This window comes from Pseudomonas sp. (genome assembly GCF_030683065.1).
GTDB lineage: Bacteria > Pseudomonadota > Gammaproteobacteria > Pseudomonadales > Pseudomonadaceae > Aquipseudomonas.
On sequence record NZ_JAUXMX010000021.1, the window covers coordinates 46268 to 61986 of the forward strand.

The 15719-nt window shown below is 63.8% G+C and carries 15 protein-coding genes; 10 read left to right on the forward strand and 5 right to left on the reverse strand.

The window, feature by feature from the left end:
* Nucleotides 1-102: 102 nt before the first annotated feature.
* From Q8K09_RS04960 to glcC, 5 genes are all read right to left on the reverse strand, one after another.
* The gene (locus tag Q8K09_RS04960; protein WP_305253875.1) at nucleotides 103-270 is read right to left on the reverse strand and encodes a hypothetical protein; all 168 of its coding nucleotides are present in this window, start codon (nucleotides 268-270) and stop codon (nucleotides 103-105) included.
* Nucleotides 267-1784: an RNA-binding domain-containing protein gene (locus Q8K09_RS04965; protein ID WP_305253876.1), complete on the reverse strand. Its 1518-nt coding sequence runs from the start codon at nucleotides 1782-1784 to the stop codon at nucleotides 267-269. The genes Q8K09_RS04960 and Q8K09_RS04965 overlap by 4 nt, the downstream gene beginning before the upstream one ends.
* 215 nt (nucleotides 1785-1999) lie before the next feature.
* On the reverse strand, nucleotides 2000-2893 hold the full coding sequence (gene ubiA, locus Q8K09_RS04970; protein WP_305253877.1) for a 4-hydroxybenzoate octaprenyltransferase: 894 nt from the start codon (nucleotides 2891-2893) through the stop codon (nucleotides 2000-2002).
* A gap of 132 nt (nucleotides 2894-3025) precedes the next feature.
* Nucleotides 3026-3580, reverse strand: coding sequence for a chorismate lyase (locus Q8K09_RS04975; RefSeq protein WP_305253878.1), 555 nt, complete (start codon nucleotides 3578-3580; stop codon nucleotides 3026-3028).
* A 168-nt stretch (nucleotides 3581-3748) separates the two neighbouring features.
* Nucleotides 3749-4525 (reverse strand): transcriptional regulator GlcC, encoded by a 777-nt coding sequence (glcC, locus tag Q8K09_RS04980; RefSeq protein ID WP_305253879.1) that lies wholly within the window; start codon nucleotides 4523-4525, stop codon nucleotides 3749-3751.
* 255 nt (nucleotides 4526-4780) lie between these two features.
* On the opposite strand from glcC, the gene glcD reads away from it, so the two are divergent.
* The 10 genes from glcD to Q8K09_RS05030 all read left to right on the forward strand — a co-directional run bounded on the left by glcD (nucleotide 4781) and on the right by Q8K09_RS05030 (nucleotide 15599).
* A complete protein-coding gene (gene glcD, locus Q8K09_RS04985) occupies nucleotides 4781-6280 on the forward strand; it encodes a glycolate oxidase subunit GlcD (RefSeq protein ID WP_305253880.1) in 1500 nt (499 codons plus the stop codon).
* Entirely contained in the window at nucleotides 6280-7344 is a 1065-nt protein-coding gene (glcE, locus tag Q8K09_RS04990; RefSeq protein WP_305253881.1) for a glycolate oxidase subunit GlcE, read from the forward strand. The genes glcD and glcE overlap by 1 nt, the downstream gene beginning before the upstream one ends.
* Nucleotides 7345-8562 (forward strand): glycolate oxidase subunit GlcF, encoded by a 1218-nt coding sequence (glcF, locus tag Q8K09_RS04995; RefSeq protein ID WP_305253882.1) that lies wholly within the window; start codon nucleotides 7345-7347, stop codon nucleotides 8560-8562. It begins immediately after the preceding gene.
* A gap of 55 nt (nucleotides 8563-8617) precedes the next feature.
* Nucleotides 8618-9019: a heme-binding protein gene (locus Q8K09_RS05000; protein WP_305253883.1), complete on the forward strand. Its 402-nt coding sequence runs from the start codon at nucleotides 8618-8620 to the stop codon at nucleotides 9017-9019.
* Between the two features lie 111 nt (nucleotides 9020-9130).
* Nucleotides 9131-11308, forward strand: coding sequence for a malate synthase G (locus Q8K09_RS05005; protein WP_305253884.1), 2178 nt, complete (start codon nucleotides 9131-9133; stop codon nucleotides 11306-11308).
* Nucleotides 11309-11469: 161 nt separating this feature from the next.
* Nucleotides 11470-13167 carry an L-lactate permease gene (locus Q8K09_RS05010; protein WP_305253885.1) on the forward strand — a complete coding sequence of 566 codons (1698 nt, stop codon included), beginning with the start codon at nucleotides 11470-11472 and terminating at the stop codon, nucleotides 13165-13167.
* 174 nt (nucleotides 13168-13341) lie between these two features.
* Nucleotides 13342-13509: a rubredoxin gene (locus Q8K09_RS05015; RefSeq protein WP_305253886.1), complete on the forward strand. Its 168-nt coding sequence runs from the start codon at nucleotides 13342-13344 to the stop codon at nucleotides 13507-13509.
* Nucleotides 13510-13720: 211 nt separating this feature from the next.
* A complete protein-coding gene (locus tag Q8K09_RS05020) occupies nucleotides 13721-13888 on the forward strand; it encodes a rubredoxin (RefSeq protein ID WP_305253887.1) in 168 nt (55 codons plus the stop codon).
* Between the two features lie 80 nt (nucleotides 13889-13968).
* Nucleotides 13969-15138, forward strand: a complete 1170-nt coding sequence (locus tag Q8K09_RS05025) for an NAD(P)/FAD-dependent oxidoreductase (RefSeq protein ID WP_305253888.1) — start codon at nucleotides 13969-13971, stop codon at nucleotides 15136-15138.
* Between the two features lie 188 nt (nucleotides 15139-15326).
* Entirely contained in the window at nucleotides 15327-15599 is a 273-nt protein-coding gene (locus tag Q8K09_RS05030) for an HU family DNA-binding protein (protein ID WP_090499841.1), read from the forward strand.
* The last annotated feature ends 120 nt before the right edge of the window (nucleotides 15600-15719 follow it).

A 15719-nucleotide genomic window follows, 5' to 3' on the forward strand; every position in this document is an offset into this window, starting at 1 on the left:
TCCAGCCTCGAGTCATTTAACAGTCATGCGTGGCATTAGATAACGGAATTATTGCAGTGATATGACAGGTGGGCTGCTGCGGGTGCCTGCCGCCGCAGCCGTTTACCGCGTCAGGCCAGCGAGTACCTCTCGGAAGCTGGCCAGACCGGCTTCGATGTTCTCGATGATGTCCTCGGCCAGGTCATCCGGTTCCGGCAGGTTGGCGGCGTCGCGCAGGGTGGCACAGAAACTCCAGACTTTGGAGACGATGGCGTGGGTCTTGCTGCTCATAACGAAGTGTTCTGCTGATTCAGATGCGCCTGCCCGGCGGGCGTGAGGCGGTATTTTTGCAGTCGGCTATTGGGTTTGTCCGGCAGGCTGTATTCGATCAATCCGGCGCCCAGGAGCTGGCGCACCATCTGGTTGAGCGGCCCGGAAATGCGTTTTTGCCCGAGCGCGGCCGAAAGCGCCGCTTTGCTCAATGCGCCACCGAGCAGGCAGCGCAGCACCTTGGCCTCCAGCGACTCTGGCTGTGACTCTGGCTGTGACTCTGGCTCTGGCTCTGGCTGTGACTCTGGCTGTGAGCCGGTCGCGGTCCCAGTGAGCGCTGGCAAAACGCCGTTGACCAAGGCTAACTGCGGCAACATCACGGTCACGCGGAAGATCGACTCCTCGCTGAGAATCGGGTCCTGGCCGCCGAAGGCGCGGGCGTACTTGAACAGGTTGCGCACCCCGGAACCCAGCTCCTCGGCCCACTGCATCTCGCGGAACACCCGGGCGATCGCCGGGTTTTTCGGCGATGGGGCGAAGTCGTCCGGGCGCAGCAGGCCGATGCCGTGGGGGTTGTTGCTGTTTTCCGTGGTCACCCGGTCGCGCTGGATGATCAGCTTGGCCGGGAACGGGTTGAGGTACTCGCGGTGGATCAGCAGATTGGCCACCACCTCGCGGAAGATCCGCTCGCGCAAGCTGACGCGCTGGTCGCCCTCCAGGTAGAAGGGGTCGACGATATGCTTACCGACAAAGGCCATCAGCCGGTCGTAGCTTTCCAGCAGGTTGCTGCGGATATCGTCGCGGTCGTCGTAACGGTCCAGGTCGTGCACGCGCAAGATGGCGTCGGTGCGGTGGTGCGGCACCACGCCCAGCACCACCTCGTCGCGGCCGAACAGCAGGGCGCCGGCCAGGGAAATCCCCTCCTGCCCGGTCTGGTAGTCGCGCTGGTACAGCCGTGCGCTCTTCAGCAGCTCCAGATCGTCCAGCTCGGCCCAGGGATGACCGCTGCGTTGCAGGCGCACGTTATGCCGCACCCGCTCGATCAGGTCGCCGCGCAGGTCGTCCAGGCGAATAAACGGGAAGATGCGGTTCTCGCTGTAGCCGACCTGCTTGCGCAGGTACAGCTCGCCGAGCAGCTGCGAACGGCCGGTGATATCGAAATCGCCATCCTCGTTGCGGCTGAATACCCGGTTATTGCAGCTGTGCACCTGGGAGCTTTCCGGCACGCTGAGCACCAGCAGTGTCTGCCCGTCCAGCTCCAGCTGTTCGGCCACCAGCGGCATCGGCGGGTTGATCTTCTGCGGGTTGTGCAGGGTATTGGCCAGGTCCTTGCGGATTTGCGCCACGGCCTCGGGCGCGATGCCGGTGACGCTGCCATCGTCCGCAACGCCCAGCACCAGGGTGCCGCCACGCTGGTTGAGAAAGGCGCAGATGGTCTCATACACATCGCGATTGAGCGCCTCGCGGGCGCGCTTGAACTCGACCGTCAGCCCTTCGCCATCACGTAGCAGGCGCGTCAGGTGTTCGGGCGTCATGGTCGGACCTTGCTGGCTGTGCACGAGCACAAAACCTGCAGGAGCAGGCTCGCTCCTGCGAGAGAAACGGCGCTGCTCATGCCCATATTGGCCTTGGGGCATGGTCTGGATTCTGCTTGAGCTGGGGATTGGGCGTCATGGACTGCCTTGTCTCGCATAACTGGGCGGGCGAGCCTGGATAGTAGCCCGCCGATGACTCAGGGCAAAACGCCAGCCTACCCCCGCAGCGCGTAATCCAGCACGATCCCGACAAAGATCGCCAAACCGGCCCAGTGGTTGTGCAGGAAGGCGTTGAAGCAGGCCATCGGCTTGCGGTTGCGGGTCTTGTGGTATTCCCAGACGAAGCAGGCTGCCGCCACGACCAGGCCGAGGTGGAAATACAGACCCAGTTCAAAGCGTGCGCCGGCCAGCAGCAGACACAGCAGGGCCAGGCCCTGGAGGATGACGATGATCAGGCGGTCGGCGTCGCCGAACAGGATGGCGGTGGATTTGAGCCCGATCTTCAGGTCGTCGTCGCGGTCGGCCATGGCGTAGTAGGTGTCGTAGGCCACCGTCCACAGCAGGTTGGCGAGGTACAGCAGCCATGCCTCCGGCGGTACGCCGCCGGTCTCGGCGGTGAAGGCCATCGGCATGCCCCAGGAGAATGCCGCGCCGAGCACCACCTGCGGGTAGAAGGTGTAGCGCTTCATGAACGGGTAGCAGGCGGCTAGGGCCAGGCCGCCAAAGGACAGCCAGATGGTCGCGGTGTTGGTGAACAGCACCAGAACAAAGGCCAGCGCCACCAGGGCGGCGAACAGCAGCAGTGCTTCGCGCGGCGTCACCTTGCCACTGGCCAGGGGCCGCGCCTGGGTGCGTTTGACGTGGCCGTCGAAATTGCGGTCGGCGTAGTCGTTGATCACGCAACCGGCGGCGCGCATCAGGATCACCCCGGCGACGAAGATCAACAGGTGCTTGGCGCTCGGCACGCCTTCGGCCGCGACCCACAGCGCCCACAGCGTCGGCCACAGCAGCAAGTAGATGCCGATGGGTTTTTCCAGGCGCATCAACTGGATGAAGTCCCAGGCGCGAGGGTGCAGGCGATTCAGCGATTTGAGCAGGCGGGTGTACATCGGGCGCGTCTCCGTGCGGGGTGTGCGGATTATACGGGGGGCAGGACGTGTCGGGTGGATGTCGCCTTTTACATCCACCTTGTTGTCGACGAGGCGTCGGCTTCGCGGTTTTCCACGGGGTGGCCATCCACCCTACGGACTGGCGATTTCTGCCGCTGGCCAGAACTCGGGTAGAAACACTTCGACCACCAGCACCCCAAGGGCGCCGCGACTGAAACAGGAGCGGCGCGCCCACAGGCGTTCGGCGCGCACCTCCTCGGGCAGCCAGGGCGCCGGGTAGTGACATGCCTGCAACTCGCCTCGCTCGAAGGCGCGGTCGCTGAACAGCAGTTCGCCGAGCGAGCGGCTGCCGAGTTGCTCCAAGGCCAGGCCGGAGCCTTCCAGGGCGCTGCGCGCAGCCACGCTGCGGGCAAATACCCAGGGTTGGCCGTGGCCGCGCAAATACACCTCACGCACCCAGCCCTGACTGCCGGCCGCTACGTTAAGGGCGCTGCATTCGTCGCGGCGCAGGCGCTGCCAGCCCTCGGTCAGCGGGGTCACGCTGAAGCTGTCAGCAGACAGCGCGGTCAGGCGTCGGGTCAGCGAGTCTTGATTGAACAGCCAGTCGCCCACGCCGGCAGCGGGGGCCGGGTGCAATTGGCTGGCGGTGAGCCAGCGTGGCGCAGAGGCGAGGGCGGTGTGGGGCACGGCAGAAATCACCACGAATCGGAAGCGCGCGAGTCTAGCATGGTGCCGCCAGCGATTTGCCGAGTCGAATCGTAGGATGGGTGGGGCCGCCCAGGTTGAGCGTAGCGATACCCATCGCCGACATGCGCTGATGGGTAACGCCGCTTCGCGCCTGACCCATACGCCCCATTACGCCCAACCCTCCAGGCGCATGGTCGCGCGCACCAGGCGTTGTTCCTCCTGCTCGATCTCCTTGAGGTTGTCGCGGATGCTGAGGATGTGCTCGCGCGCCGCGCGCTGCGCCTGTTCCGGCAGGCGCTCGATCACCGCGTGGTAGAGGCGCGCATGCTGGCGGTCGATCTGGCGTTTCTGCAGCGGCCGGTGATAGAGGTTGTTTACCGAGGCGAACACCGAGTTGAGCATCAGATCGGTCAGCGACTGCAGGGTGTGCAGCAGCACCGGGTTGTGCGACGCCTCGCAGATGGCCAGGTGAAAGGCATGGTCGAGGCGCGCATGTTCGCGCGGTTCGACCTCGCTCGGTGCCTCCTTGTGGGCGGCAAGCATTTCTTCGTAACGCCGGGTCAGCAGGACGAAATCTGCGTCGGTGCCGCGCAGGGCGGCCAGACGCGCCGACTCGGCCTCGAGCAGGGCGCGCACTTCGAGCAGGTCGAACAGGGTGCGTGGCTGCGAGCTGAACAAGTGCATCAGCGGGCTGGCATCGCGTGGCCCGTTCAGCGTGGCGACCCGCGAGTCGCGGCCTTGGGCGGTCTCGATGATGCCGCGCCCGCGCAGCACCTTGAGCCCTTCGCGCAGTGCCGAGCGGGAGATCCCCAGCTTCTCGCACAGGCGCCGTTCCGAGGGCAGGGCCTGGCCGACCTTGAGCACGCCATCGACGATCAGTCGTTCAATCTTTTCGGCCACCACATCGCTGACCTGGCGACGTACTGCGGGCTGTTCTGCATCCATTGTGGGGCGCTCGGTTACTGGTAGGACCAGTTTTGGTTTGTAGAAACCCTGCTGACCAATATAGGCCTGTTAGCCAGGCTGGACAAAGCCTGGTTCGATAAGTGGCACCGCGTGAGTGTTTAAAAACTGGTCATACCAGTGTGGTCGACGATGGACGCCCCGGATGCCAGGGACTAAACATGCTGCACAACCAGCGCGCCGCTGTGCGGACGCGCCATAACGATTACACCCGCTACACCACTGAGTGAGCCTGCCATGAGCATTCTGTACGACGAGCGTGTCGACGGCCCGCTGCCCAGCGTCGATAAGCCAGCCCTGCTGGCGGCATTGCGCGAGCAGTTACCTGACCTGGAAGTGCTGCACACCCAGGAAGACCTCAAACCCTACGAATGTGATGGCCTCTCGGCTTACACCGCCACGCCGATGCTGGTGGTGCTGCCGGAGCGCATCGAGCAGGTCGAGCGTCTGCTCAAGCTCTGCTACCAGCGCGGTGTTCCGGTGGTGGCGCGCGGTGCAGGCACGGGTTTGTCCGGTGGTGCCTTGCCGCTGGAGCAGGGCATCCTGCTGGTGATGGCGCGCTTCAACAAGATTATCGAGGTCAATCCGGCCGGGCGCTTTGCCCGGGTCCAGCCTGGGGTGCGCAACCTGGCGATTTCCCAGGCCGCCGCGCCCCATGAGCTGTATTACGCGCCGGACCCGTCTTCGCAGATCGCCTGTTCGATCGGCGGCAACGTGGCCGAGAACGCCGGCGGCGTGCATTGCCTGAAATACGGCCTGACCGTGCACAACCTGCTCAAGGTGGACGTGCTCACGGTCGAGGGCGAGCACATGACCCTCGGTTCGGATGCCCTGGATGCGCCGGGCTTCGATCTGCTCGCGCTGTTCACCGGCTCGGAAGGCATGCTCGGCATCATCACCGAGGTCACGGTCAAGCTGCTGCCCAAGCCGCAGGTGGCCAAGGTGCTGCTGGCCAGTTTCGATTCGGTGGAAAAAGCCGGGCGTGCGGTCGGCGCCATCATCGCCGCCGGCATCATCCCTGGCGGCCTGGAGATGATGGACAACCTCGCGATTCGCGCCGTTGAAGACTTTATCCATGCCGGCTACCCGGTCGAGGCCGAAGCCATCTTGCTGTGTGAACTGGACGGCGTCGAAGCCGACGTGCAGGACGACTGCGAACGAGTCCGCGCGGTGCTGGAGGCGGCCGGTGCCAGCGAAGTTCGCCTGGCCCGCGATGAGGCCGAGCGGGTCAGGTTCTGGGCCGGGCGCAAGAACGCCTTCCCGGCGGTCGGGCGCATCTCGCCGGACTACTACTGCATGGACGGCACCATTCCACGCCGCGAGTTGCCGGGCGTGCTCAAGGGCATCGCCGACCTGTCGGCCGAGTATGGCCTGCGCGTGGCCAACGTGTTTCACGCCGGCGACGGCAATATGCACCCGCTGATCCTGTTCGATGCCAATCAGCCCGGCGAGCTGGAGCGCGCCGAAGCCATCGGCGGCAAGATCCTTGAACTCTGCGTGAAAGTCGGCGGCAGCATCACCGGCGAGCACGGCGTCGGCCGCGAGAAGATCAACCAGATGTGCGCCCAGTTCAACAGCGATGAGTTGACCCTGTTCCACGCGGTGAAAGCGGCCTTCGATCCCAAGGGCCTGCTCAATCCCGGCAAGAACATCCCGACTTTGCATCGCTGCGCCGAGTTCGGCGCCATGCATGTGCACCACGGCAAGCTGCCTTTCCCCGACCTGGAGCGTTTCTGATGGTCATGCCGCATGATTTCGATGCCAGCACGGCGTTGCTGGAACAGGTCAACCACGCCCTCAATAATTCGCTGGCGCTGCGTATCCAGGGCGCTAACAGCAAAGCTTTTCTCGGGCGCAAGGTCGCGGGCGAGGTGATCGACAGCCGCGCTCATCGTGGCATCGTCAGCTACGACCCGACCGAATTGGTGATCACTGCCCGTGCCGGCACGCCGCTGGCCGAATTGCAGGCGGCGCTGGATGAAGCCGGACAGATGCTGCCCTGCGAGTCGCCGGGTGCTGCAGCGGGTGCCACTGTCGGCGGCATGGTCGCCACGGGCCTGTCCGGGCCGCGCCGGCCCTGGGTCGGCTCGGTGCGTGACATGGTCTTGGGTACGCGCCTGATCACTGGCCACGGCAAGCACCTGCGCTTCGGCGGCGAGGTGATGAAGAACGTTGCCGGCTATGACCTGTCGCGCCTGCTGGTGGGCAGTTTCGGTTGCCTGGGGCTGATCACTGAAGTATCGCTCAAGGTGCTGCCCAAGCCCCGACAATGCCTCAGCCTGCGCTTGCCGATGGACGCTGAAAGCGCGCTGCGCAAGCTCGCCGAGTGGGGCCAGCAGCCACTGCCGCTGAGCGCTGCCAGCCATGACGGTCGCGCCCTGCACCTGCGCCTGGAAGGCGGCGAAGGCTCGGTGGCCGCCGCCCGCCAGAGCCTCGGTGGCGAGCTGCTCGACCCAACCTACTGGCAGCAACTGAACGAGCAGCACCTGGAGTTCTTCACCGATCCACGGCCCCTGTGGCGCCTGTCGCTGCCCAACAATACGCCGCTGCTGGCGGTGCCCGGCGATCAGCTGATCGACTGGGGTGGCGCCCAGCGCTGGCTGAAATCGAGTGCCGAGGCGGCGCAGATCCGCAGCATTGTCAGTGCTGCCGGAGGCCATGCCACCTGCTTCACTGCGGGTGTTTGCGACACCCCGTTTCAGCCTCTGTCCGCGCCGTTGTTGCGCTATCACCGCCAGTTGAAAACCCAGCTCGACCCGCAAGGGCTCTTCAACGCCGGCCGCATGTACGCCGAGGTTTAGATGCAGACGAATTTAACCGAACAGGCCAAGCGTCTGCCGCGCGGCGAAGAAGCCGAAAGCATCCTGCGCAGCTGTGTGCATTGCGGCTTCTGCAATGCCACCTGCCCGACCTACCAGTTGCTTGGCGACGAGCTGGATGGCCCGCGTGGGCGCATCTACCTGATCAAGCAGGTGCTGGAGGGCAATGCAGTCACCGCCAAGACCCAGCTGCACCTGGACCGCTGCCTGACCTGCCGCAACTGCGAAACCACCTGCCCGTCCGGGGTCGACTACCACAACCTGCTGGATATCGGTCGAGCGGTGGTCGACCAGGCGGTGCCGCGTCCGCTGGGCCAGCGCGTACTGCGTGAAAGCCTGCGCGCCCTGGTGCCGCGTCCGGCCCTGTTCAAGGCCCTGGTTCAGGCCGGTGAAGCGTTCCGGCCGCTGCTGCCGGCGGCGCTCAAGGCCAAGCTGCCCAGGCAGATCCACCCAGCCAAGCCGCGTCCGCCGGTGCAGCACGGCCGTCGGGTGCTGATCCTCGAAGGCTGCGTGCAGGCGGGCCTGTCGCCCAACACCAACGCCGCCACCGCGCGGGTGCTCGATCGTCTCGGCATCAGCATCACCAATGTGCGTGAAGCCGGCTGCTGCGGCGCCGTGGACTACCACCTGAATGCCCAGGAACAGGGCCTGCAGCGCGCCCGACGCAATATCGATGCCTGGTGGCCGGTGATCGAGTTGGGTGCCGAAGCCATCGTGCAGACCGCCAGCGGTTGCGGCGCCTTCGTCAAGGATTACGGCCACCTGCTCGAACACGATCCGAGCTACGCGGCGAAAGCCAAGCGGGTCAGCGAACTGGCCAAGGACCTGGTCGAAGTGCTGCGCGGCGAGCCGCTGGAAGGCCTGGGGGTAGATAGCGAGCAGCGTCTGGCGTTCCATTGCCCGTGCACCCTGCAGCATGCGCAGAAGCTTGGCGGCGCTGTCGAAAGCGTACTCAGTCGCCTGGGCTTCGAGCTCACCGCGGTGGCCGACGGGCACCTGTGTTGCGGTTCGGCCGGCACCTACTCGATCACTCAGCCGCAGCTGTCCAGGCAGTTGCGCGACAACAAGATGGACGCCCTGGAAAGCGGCAAGCCGCAGGTAATTGTCACCGCCAATATCGGCTGCCAGACCCACCTCGATGGCGCCGGCCGCACCCCGGTACGGCACTGGATCGAAGTGGTTGAGGACGCCATGGGCTGAGCTTCACGGGCCACGAATTCGCGCACTACGCGCCCATCAATCATGAGGAAAGAACATGCAAAGCAAAGCCGTACTTGGTCAAACCGACGTCGCCCGCATCCTTGCCGCTGCGCGCGCCGAGGCGCAGCAGCACAACTGGGCCGTGAGCATCGCCGTGGTCGATGACGGTGGCCACCCGCTGGCTCTCGAACGCCTCGACGGCTGCGCGCCGATCGGTGCCTACATCGCCGGCGAAAAAGCGCGCAGTGCGGCCATCGGCCGGCGTGAGACCAAGGGTTACGAAGACATGGTCAACGGTGGGCGCAGCGCCTTCCTCTCCGCACCGTTGCTGACCTCCCTCGAAGGCGGTGTGCCGCTGATCGTCGATGGCCAGGTGATTGGTGCGGTCGGTGTGTCCGGGGTCAAGGCCGATCAGGACGCCCAGGTCGCCAAGGCCGGTGTTGCCGCCCTGATCTGAAGGCACTCGTGCGGCGGTTGCCCGGCAGCCGTCAGCGTAAAGCATCGAATCCGCCCTGATTCCCGCCGCTGTTGCCGCGGGACAGGCGAAAACCGAATTGGAGAATCAAAGATGACCGATCGCGTGAACATCCAGCGCCTGCAAGTGGCTGCCAATCTGCAACGTTTCGTCGATGAAGAAGTGCTGCCGGGCACTGGGCTGGCGCGCGAGGCGTTCTGGACGGGGTTCGATGCCCTGGTGCATGAACTGGCGCCGCAAAACCGGGCGCTGCTGGCCGAGCGCGATCGTTTGCAATGCGAACTGGATACCTGGCACCGCGCCCACCCGGGGCCGGTGACGGATATGCCTGCCTACCGCGCCTTTCTTACCGGCATCGGTTACCTGTTGGCGCCGCCGGCCAGTGTGCAGGCCAGCACCGCTCAGGTTGACAGTGAAATCAGCAGCCAGGCCGGCCCGCAGCTGGTGGTGCCGGTGATGAACGCGCGCTACGCGCTGAACGCCGCCAACGCCCGCTGGGGCTCGTTGTATGACGCGCTCTATGGCACCGATGCGATCAGCGAGGAGGGTGGGGCGCACAAAGGCCCCGGCTACAACCAGGTGCGCGGGGCCAAGGTGATTGCCTTCGCCCGGGCCTTCCTCGATCAGGCGGCGCCTCTGGCCAGCGGTTCGCATGCCGATGCCGTCAGCTACCAGGTGGTCGCCGGCCAGCTGCAGGTCGGTCTGGCCAATGGCACGCACAGCGGCCTGGGCCAGCCTGAAAAATTCCTCGGCCACCAGGGCGAGGCGGCGCAGCCCAGCGCTATCCTGCTGAAGAACCACGGCCTGCACGTGGAAATCCAGATCGACCCGAACAGCCTGATCGGCCAGACCGATGCCGCCGGGGTCAAGGACCTGCTGCTGGAAGCGGCGCTGTCGACCATCCTTGATTTAGAGGACTCGGTCGCCGCAGTGGATGCCGACGACAAGGTGCTGATCTACCGCAACTGGCTGGGCCTGATGAAGGGCGACCTGAGCGAGGAACTGGACAAGGGCGGCAAGCGCATCACCCGCCGCCTCAATCCGGACCGCCAGTACAGCGGCGCTGACGGCAGCAACCTGACCCTGCATGGCCGTTCGTTGTTGTTCGTGCGCAACGTCGGCCATCTGATGAGCAACCCGGCGATTCTCGACGGTGAAGGCCGCGAGATCCCTGAAGGCATTCTCGATGGGGTGATGACCAGCCTGATCGCCCTGCATGACCTCAAGCGTCAGGGCAACTCGCGCAGTGGCAGCGTGTATATCGTTAAACCGAAGATGCACGGCCCGCTTGAAGTGGCCTTCGCCGACCAATTGTTCGGCCGTATCGAAGACCTCCTCGGGTTGCCGCGCAACACCCTGAAGATGGGCATCATGGACGAGGAGCGGCGCACCAGCGTCAACCTCGAGGCCTGCATCGCCGCCGCCAACGCGCGGGTGGCCTTCATCAATACCGGCTTCCTCGACCGCACCGGCGACGAGATGCACACGGCCATGGAGGCCGGGCCGATGTTGCGCAAGGGCGACATGAAGAGCACTAAGTGGATTCAGGCCTACGAGCGCAACAACGTGCTGGTCGGTCTCAGCTGCGGCCTGCGCGGCCGGGCACAGATCGGCAAAGGCATGTGGGCCATGCCGGACCTGATGGCCGACATGCTCGAACAGAAAATCGCCCACCCCAAGGCCGGCGCCAACACCGCCTGGGTACCTTCGCCGACCGCTGCCGTATTGCATGCCTTGCACTATCACCAGGTGGATGTGCAGGCGGTGCAGCGCGAGCTGGAAAACATCGATTTCAATGCCGAGCGCGACCGCCTGCTCAACGACCTGCTGACGGTGCCGGTGGCAGCCGAACGCAACTGGAGCGAGGCAGATATCCAGCAGGAACTGGACAACAACTGCCAGGGCATCCTCGGTTACGTGGTGCGCTGGGTCGAGCAGGGCGTCGGTTGCTCCAAGGTGCCGGACATTCACAACGTCGGCCTGATGGAGGACCGCGCCACCTTGCGCATCTCCAGCCAGCACATTGCCAACTGGCTGCACCACGGCGTGGTCGAGCGGGCGCAGGTTGAAGAAACCCTGCAGCGCATGGCCAGGGTGGTCGATGGGCAGAATGCCGGTGATCCGCTGTACCGGCCAATGGCGGCCAACTATGCCGGCTCGGCGGCGTTCCAGGCCGCCAGCGACCTGGTGTTCAAGGGGCGCGAACAGCCCAGCGGCTATACCGAGCCACTGCTGCACGCCTGGCGGCTACGCTTCAAACAGGAGGCGTAACGCCCTCGACGAACTATATTCAGCCCCGTACGCATAAGCGTGCGGGGCTTTTGAGCATGAATGCCGCAGGCGCGGTGTTCGCGGGCCTGACAGGTTCCGATGCGTAATACCGGGTGATCCCGGGTAACAGTGGTTCACAACAATTAAAAAGGACCTAACCCATGAATCAAACGCTACTGTCCATCCTTGCCTTCGTGCCGCTGGTGCTGGCGGGTGTGCTGCTGATCGGCTTTCGCTGGCCAGCCAAATACGCCATGCCGGTGATCTTTCTGCTCACGGCGATCATCGGCCTGACCGCCTGGGACATGTCCTTCACCCGGGTCGTGGCTTCCAGCTTGCAGGGGCTGATCCTCACTGCGGCGATCCTCTGGATCATCTTCGGGGCGATCCTGCTGCTCAATACCCTCAAACATTCAGGTGGCATCAGCGCGATTCGCCGCGGCTTTGCCAATATCACCCCGGATCGGCGGGTGCAGGCCTTGATCGTTGCCTGGTTGTTCGGCTGCTTTATCGAAGGCGCCTCCGGCTTCGGCACGCCGGCAGCGGTGGCAGCGCCGCTGCTGGTCGCGTTGGGCTTCCCGGCCCTGGCGGCGGTGGTCTTGGGCATGATGGTGCAGTCCACTCCGGTGTCCTTCGGCGCGGTTGGTACGCCGATTCTGGTTGGTGTGGCAGGCGGTCTGGACAAGGTCGGCATGAGCGAGCAGTTGCTGGCCCTGAACAGTAACTGGGAGGTGTTCTTCCACCTGATCTATTCGCGGGTAGCGATTATGCATGGCCTGATCGGCCTGCTGATGCCGCTGATCATGGTGATGATCATGACCCGTTTCTTCGGCAAGAATAAGTCGTGGAAAGAGGGCCTGGCGGTGGCGCCATTCGCCATCTTCACTGCGATTTGCTTCTCGGTACCGTACATGGCAGCCGGGGTGTTCCTCGGTCCGGAATTCCCGTCGATGATCGGTGCGATGGTCGGCCTGGCCATCGTCGTGCCGGCTGCCAAGGCCGGCTTCCTGCTGCCGAAGCAGACCTGGGACTTCGCCGAAGCAAAAGACTGGCCGTCCGAGTGGATGGGCACGATCGAGATGAAGATCGAGGACGTTGCGGGTAAGTCCCCGGTGTCCGTAGCCATGGCCTGGGCGCCTTATCTGCTGTTGGCGATCTTCCTGGTGGCCTCGCGGATCTTTCCCGAACTCAAGGCGGCGCTGATCGCGGCCAGCTTTGGCTGGACCGACATCCTCGGCGAAACCGGCGTTTCCGGTGCTCTGCAGCCGCTTTACCTGCCGGGCGGTATCCTGTGCATGGTGGTGATCGTGACCTGCTTCCTGCACCGCATGCGCTTCAGTGAAGTAAAGGCCGCAGTCAGTGAGTCGAGCCGCACGCTGCTGGGTGCCGGTTTCGTGTTGATCTTCACCATTCCGATGGTGCGTATCCTGATCAACTCCGGGGTCAACGGTTCTGATCTGGTGTCGATGCCGGTGGCCATGGCGCAACTGGTGGCTGACAGCGTCGGCGGCGTCTACCCGTTCTTCGCCCCGGCGGTGGGCGCATTGGGCGCCTTTATCGCCGGCTCCAATACCGTGTCCAACCTGATGCTCTCGCAATTCCAGTTCAATACCGCCGGCCTGCTCGGCGTGTCCGGGGCGATGATGGTGGCGGCGCAGTCGGTCGGTGCGGCAGCGGGCAACATGATCGCGATCCACAACGTGGTGGCGGCGTCTGCGACCGTGGGCTTGCTCGGGCGCGAAGGCATCACCATGCGCAAGACCATGCTGCCTACGCTGTACTACCTCCTGGCAGCCGGTAGCCTGACCATGATCGCCATGTATGGCATGGCCATCACTGATCCGCTGATGGTGGGTTAGCGTCGGTGGCAAAACGTACCGGCCTTGGTTCGTTGCGTTTTGCCACGGTCATTACTTGACCAGGCGGTAAGCACCCCGTCGGCGTTGTGCAATTGCCCGGCCGGCGGCTTGGCGCTCCGGTGGATTTCCGGTAGCGTGCTTGTATGCACTACCCGAGAGGCACCTGAGGACGTTATGAAAAAGTGGCAATGTGTGGTTTGTGGACTGATTTACGACGAAAGCCAGGGCTGGCCCGACGAAGGCATCGCCGCAGGTACGCAGTGGCAGGATGTGCCGCCAGACTGGCTATGCCCGGATTGCGGAGTGGGCAAACTGGATTTCGAGATGATTGAAATCGGTTGATTACCAGCAAGAACAAACGGCGACCTCAGGGTCGCCGTTTTATTTGCTGATGTAGCTGTTGCATGCAGTGGCATGTCTCATTGTGCAGCCGGTCAATAGCCCTCTATGTGTGCTGCTGCCGTTATGTGTCGATGGTAAGGCTGAGCTTGGTTTGGCGCAGGGCCGGCAGTTGCGTTAGGGTCTGATCAGGGTTTGTCGAACAGAGGTGGTTATGCGCAAGTGGCAATGTATCGTCTGTGGCTTTATCTACGATGAAGCCGCAGGTCTGCCCGAAGAGGGTATTGCACCGGGTACGCTCTGGGACGACATCCCAGCGGACTGGTTGTGTCCGGACTGCGGCACCGGCAAGCAGGATTTCGAGATGATCGAAATCAGCTGATCCAGCAGATTTTCTAAATAGTTCATGATGTGGCCATGGCCTAAAGCTATGGCCCGGTTTTGCCGATCGAGGAAGTGAAGATGAGTGCAGCTGTGGCGCCGGTGGTTTCACCCATAGTGATAATCGGGACCGGTCTGGCCGGCTACAACCTGGCCCGTGAGTTGCGCAAGCTGGACAGCGACACCCCGTTGCTGCTGATCAGCGCCGATGACGGGCGCTCCTACTCTAAACCGATGTTGTCCACCGGTTTCGGCAAGCACAAGGACGCCGATGGCTTGAGCATGGCCGAACCCGGCGCCATGGCTGAACAGCTCAAGGCCGAGATCTACACCCATACGCGCATCACCGGCATCGATCCTGGGCAGCGGCGTCTGTGGATCGACGCAGAGTCGCTGGTCTATCGCGACCTGGTGCTGGCCTGTGGCGCCGAGCCGATCCGGGTGCCGGTCGAAGGTGATGCCCAGCACGCGATCCTGTCGATCAACGACCTGGAGGACTACGCGCGCTTTCGTGCTGCTGCAGCCGGAAAGCAGCGTGTGCTGCTGCTCGGTGCCGGCCTGATCGGCTGCGAGTTCGCCAACGACCTCAGCCTCGGCGGTTACCAGGTCGAGCTGGTGGCGCCCTGCGAGCAGGTGATGCCCGGCTTGCTGCATCCGGCGGCAGCAGCAGCGGTGCAGGCGGGTCTGGAAAGTCTCGGTGCGCGCTTGCACCTCGGTCCGGTGTTGGCCAGCCTCAACCATGCCGCAGAGGGACTGCAGGCGCACCTGTCGGACGGCACGTTGATCGCTTGCGATCTGGTGCTCTCCGCGGTTGGGTTGCGTCCACGCACCGAGTTAGCTGCAGCAGCAGGGTTGTCAGTCAACCGCGGGGTGGTGGTCGACCGTGAGCTGCGCAGCTCCCACCCCAACATCTATGCGCTGGGTGATTGCGCCGAGGTCGACGGTCTCAATCTGCAGTACGTGATGCCGCTGATGCACTGTGCCCGCGCGCTGGCCCAGACCCTGGCGGGCAAACCGACAGCGGTCAGTTACGGCCCCATGCCCGTCACGGTGAAGACCCCGGTGTGTCCGTTGGTGGTGTCACCGCCGCCGCGCGGCCTGCAGGGCGAGTGGACGGTCGAGGGCAGTGGCAGCGATATCAAGGCGCTGTGCCGTGATGCCGCCGGCAGCCTGCTTGGTTATGCCTTGACGGGCACGGCCGTGCAGGAAAAGCTCGCGTTGAATAAGCAGTTGCCAGCGCTGCTGGCGTGAATGGCGGTTGTTGTGTCGGATACGCCCTGATCTTGTCTGTTCAAACTGTCAGGCAAGACTGGCGCAGGTCTGTATCACATGCCATTCTCCTTTTGGTCTGCCGCAGCGCAGAGCTGTTGCGGCGCCTTGGGCGCTGCTCTGGATGAGCAGCACGGACACAACAACAATAAACCGTCAAAGGGGCACTTATGCGTAAACCGGAACTCGCCGCCGCCATCGCCGAAAAGGCGGATCTGAGTAAAGATCAGGCTAATCGTGTACTCAATACCGTACTGGAAGAAATCACCGGTGCACTGAACCGCAAGGACAGTGTGACCCTGGTGGGCTTCGGTACTTTCGTGCAGCGCCACCGCGGTGCTCGCACCGGCAAAAACCCGCAAACCGGCCAGCCGGTGACGATCAAGGCCAGTAATACCGTGGCCTTCAAACCGGGGAAGTCCCTGAAAGATGCTGTAAATTAAACAGAGAGCGTTTCATTTTCTGTGGATAAGTTCTGCAAAGCCCCGTAAATCGGGGCTTTTGCTATCTGGGGGAAAGTGAAAATATCGAGATAGTGTTTCATTAAGTAATCAAAAGAAAAA

Bases quoted from the DNA above. Each gene is read 5' to 3' on its own strand.
- Q8K09_RS04960 (WP_305253875.1), bottom strand. From the start codon at position 270: ATGAGCAGCAAGACCCACGCCATCGTCTCCAAAGTCTGGAGTTTCTGT.
- Q8K09_RS04965 (WP_305253876.1), bottom strand. From the start codon at position 1,784: ATGACGCCCGAACACCTGACGCGCCTGCTACGTGATGGCGAAGGGCTG.
- ubiA (WP_305253877.1), bottom strand. From the start codon at position 2,893: ATGTACACCCGCCTGCTCAAATCGCTGAATCGCCTGCACCCTCGCGCC.
- glcC (WP_305253879.1), bottom strand. From the start codon at position 4,525: ATGGATGCAGAACAGCCCGCAGTACGTCGCCAGGTCAGCGATGTGGTG.
- glcD (WP_305253880.1), top strand. From the start codon at position 4,781: ATGAGCATTCTGTACGACGAGCGTGTCGACGGCCCGCTGCCCAGCGTC.
- glcE (WP_305253881.1), top strand. From the start codon at position 6,280: ATGGTCATGCCGCATGATTTCGATGCCAGCACGGCGTTGCTGGAACAG.
- glcF (WP_305253882.1), top strand. From the start codon at position 7,345: ATGCAGACGAATTTAACCGAACAGGCCAAGCGTCTGCCGCGCGGCGAA.
- Q8K09_RS05000 (WP_305253883.1), top strand. From the start codon at position 8,618: ATGCAAAGCAAAGCCGTACTTGGTCAAACCGACGTCGCCCGCATCCTT.
- Q8K09_RS05005 (WP_305253884.1), top strand. From the start codon at position 9,131: ATGACCGATCGCGTGAACATCCAGCGCCTGCAAGTGGCTGCCAATCTG.
- Q8K09_RS05010 (WP_305253885.1), top strand. From the start codon at position 11,470: ATGAATCAAACGCTACTGTCCATCCTTGCCTTCGTGCCGCTGGTGCTG.
- Q8K09_RS05015 (WP_305253886.1), top strand. From the start codon at position 13,342: ATGAAAAAGTGGCAATGTGTGGTTTGTGGACTGATTTACGACGAAAGC.
- Q8K09_RS05020 (WP_305253887.1), top strand. From the start codon at position 13,721: ATGCGCAAGTGGCAATGTATCGTCTGTGGCTTTATCTACGATGAAGCC.
- Q8K09_RS05025 (WP_305253888.1), top strand. From the start codon at position 13,969: ATGAGTGCAGCTGTGGCGCCGGTGGTTTCACCCATAGTGATAATCGGG.
- Q8K09_RS05030 (WP_090499841.1), top strand. From the start codon at position 15,327: ATGCGTAAACCGGAACTCGCCGCCGCCATCGCCGAAAAGGCGGATCTG.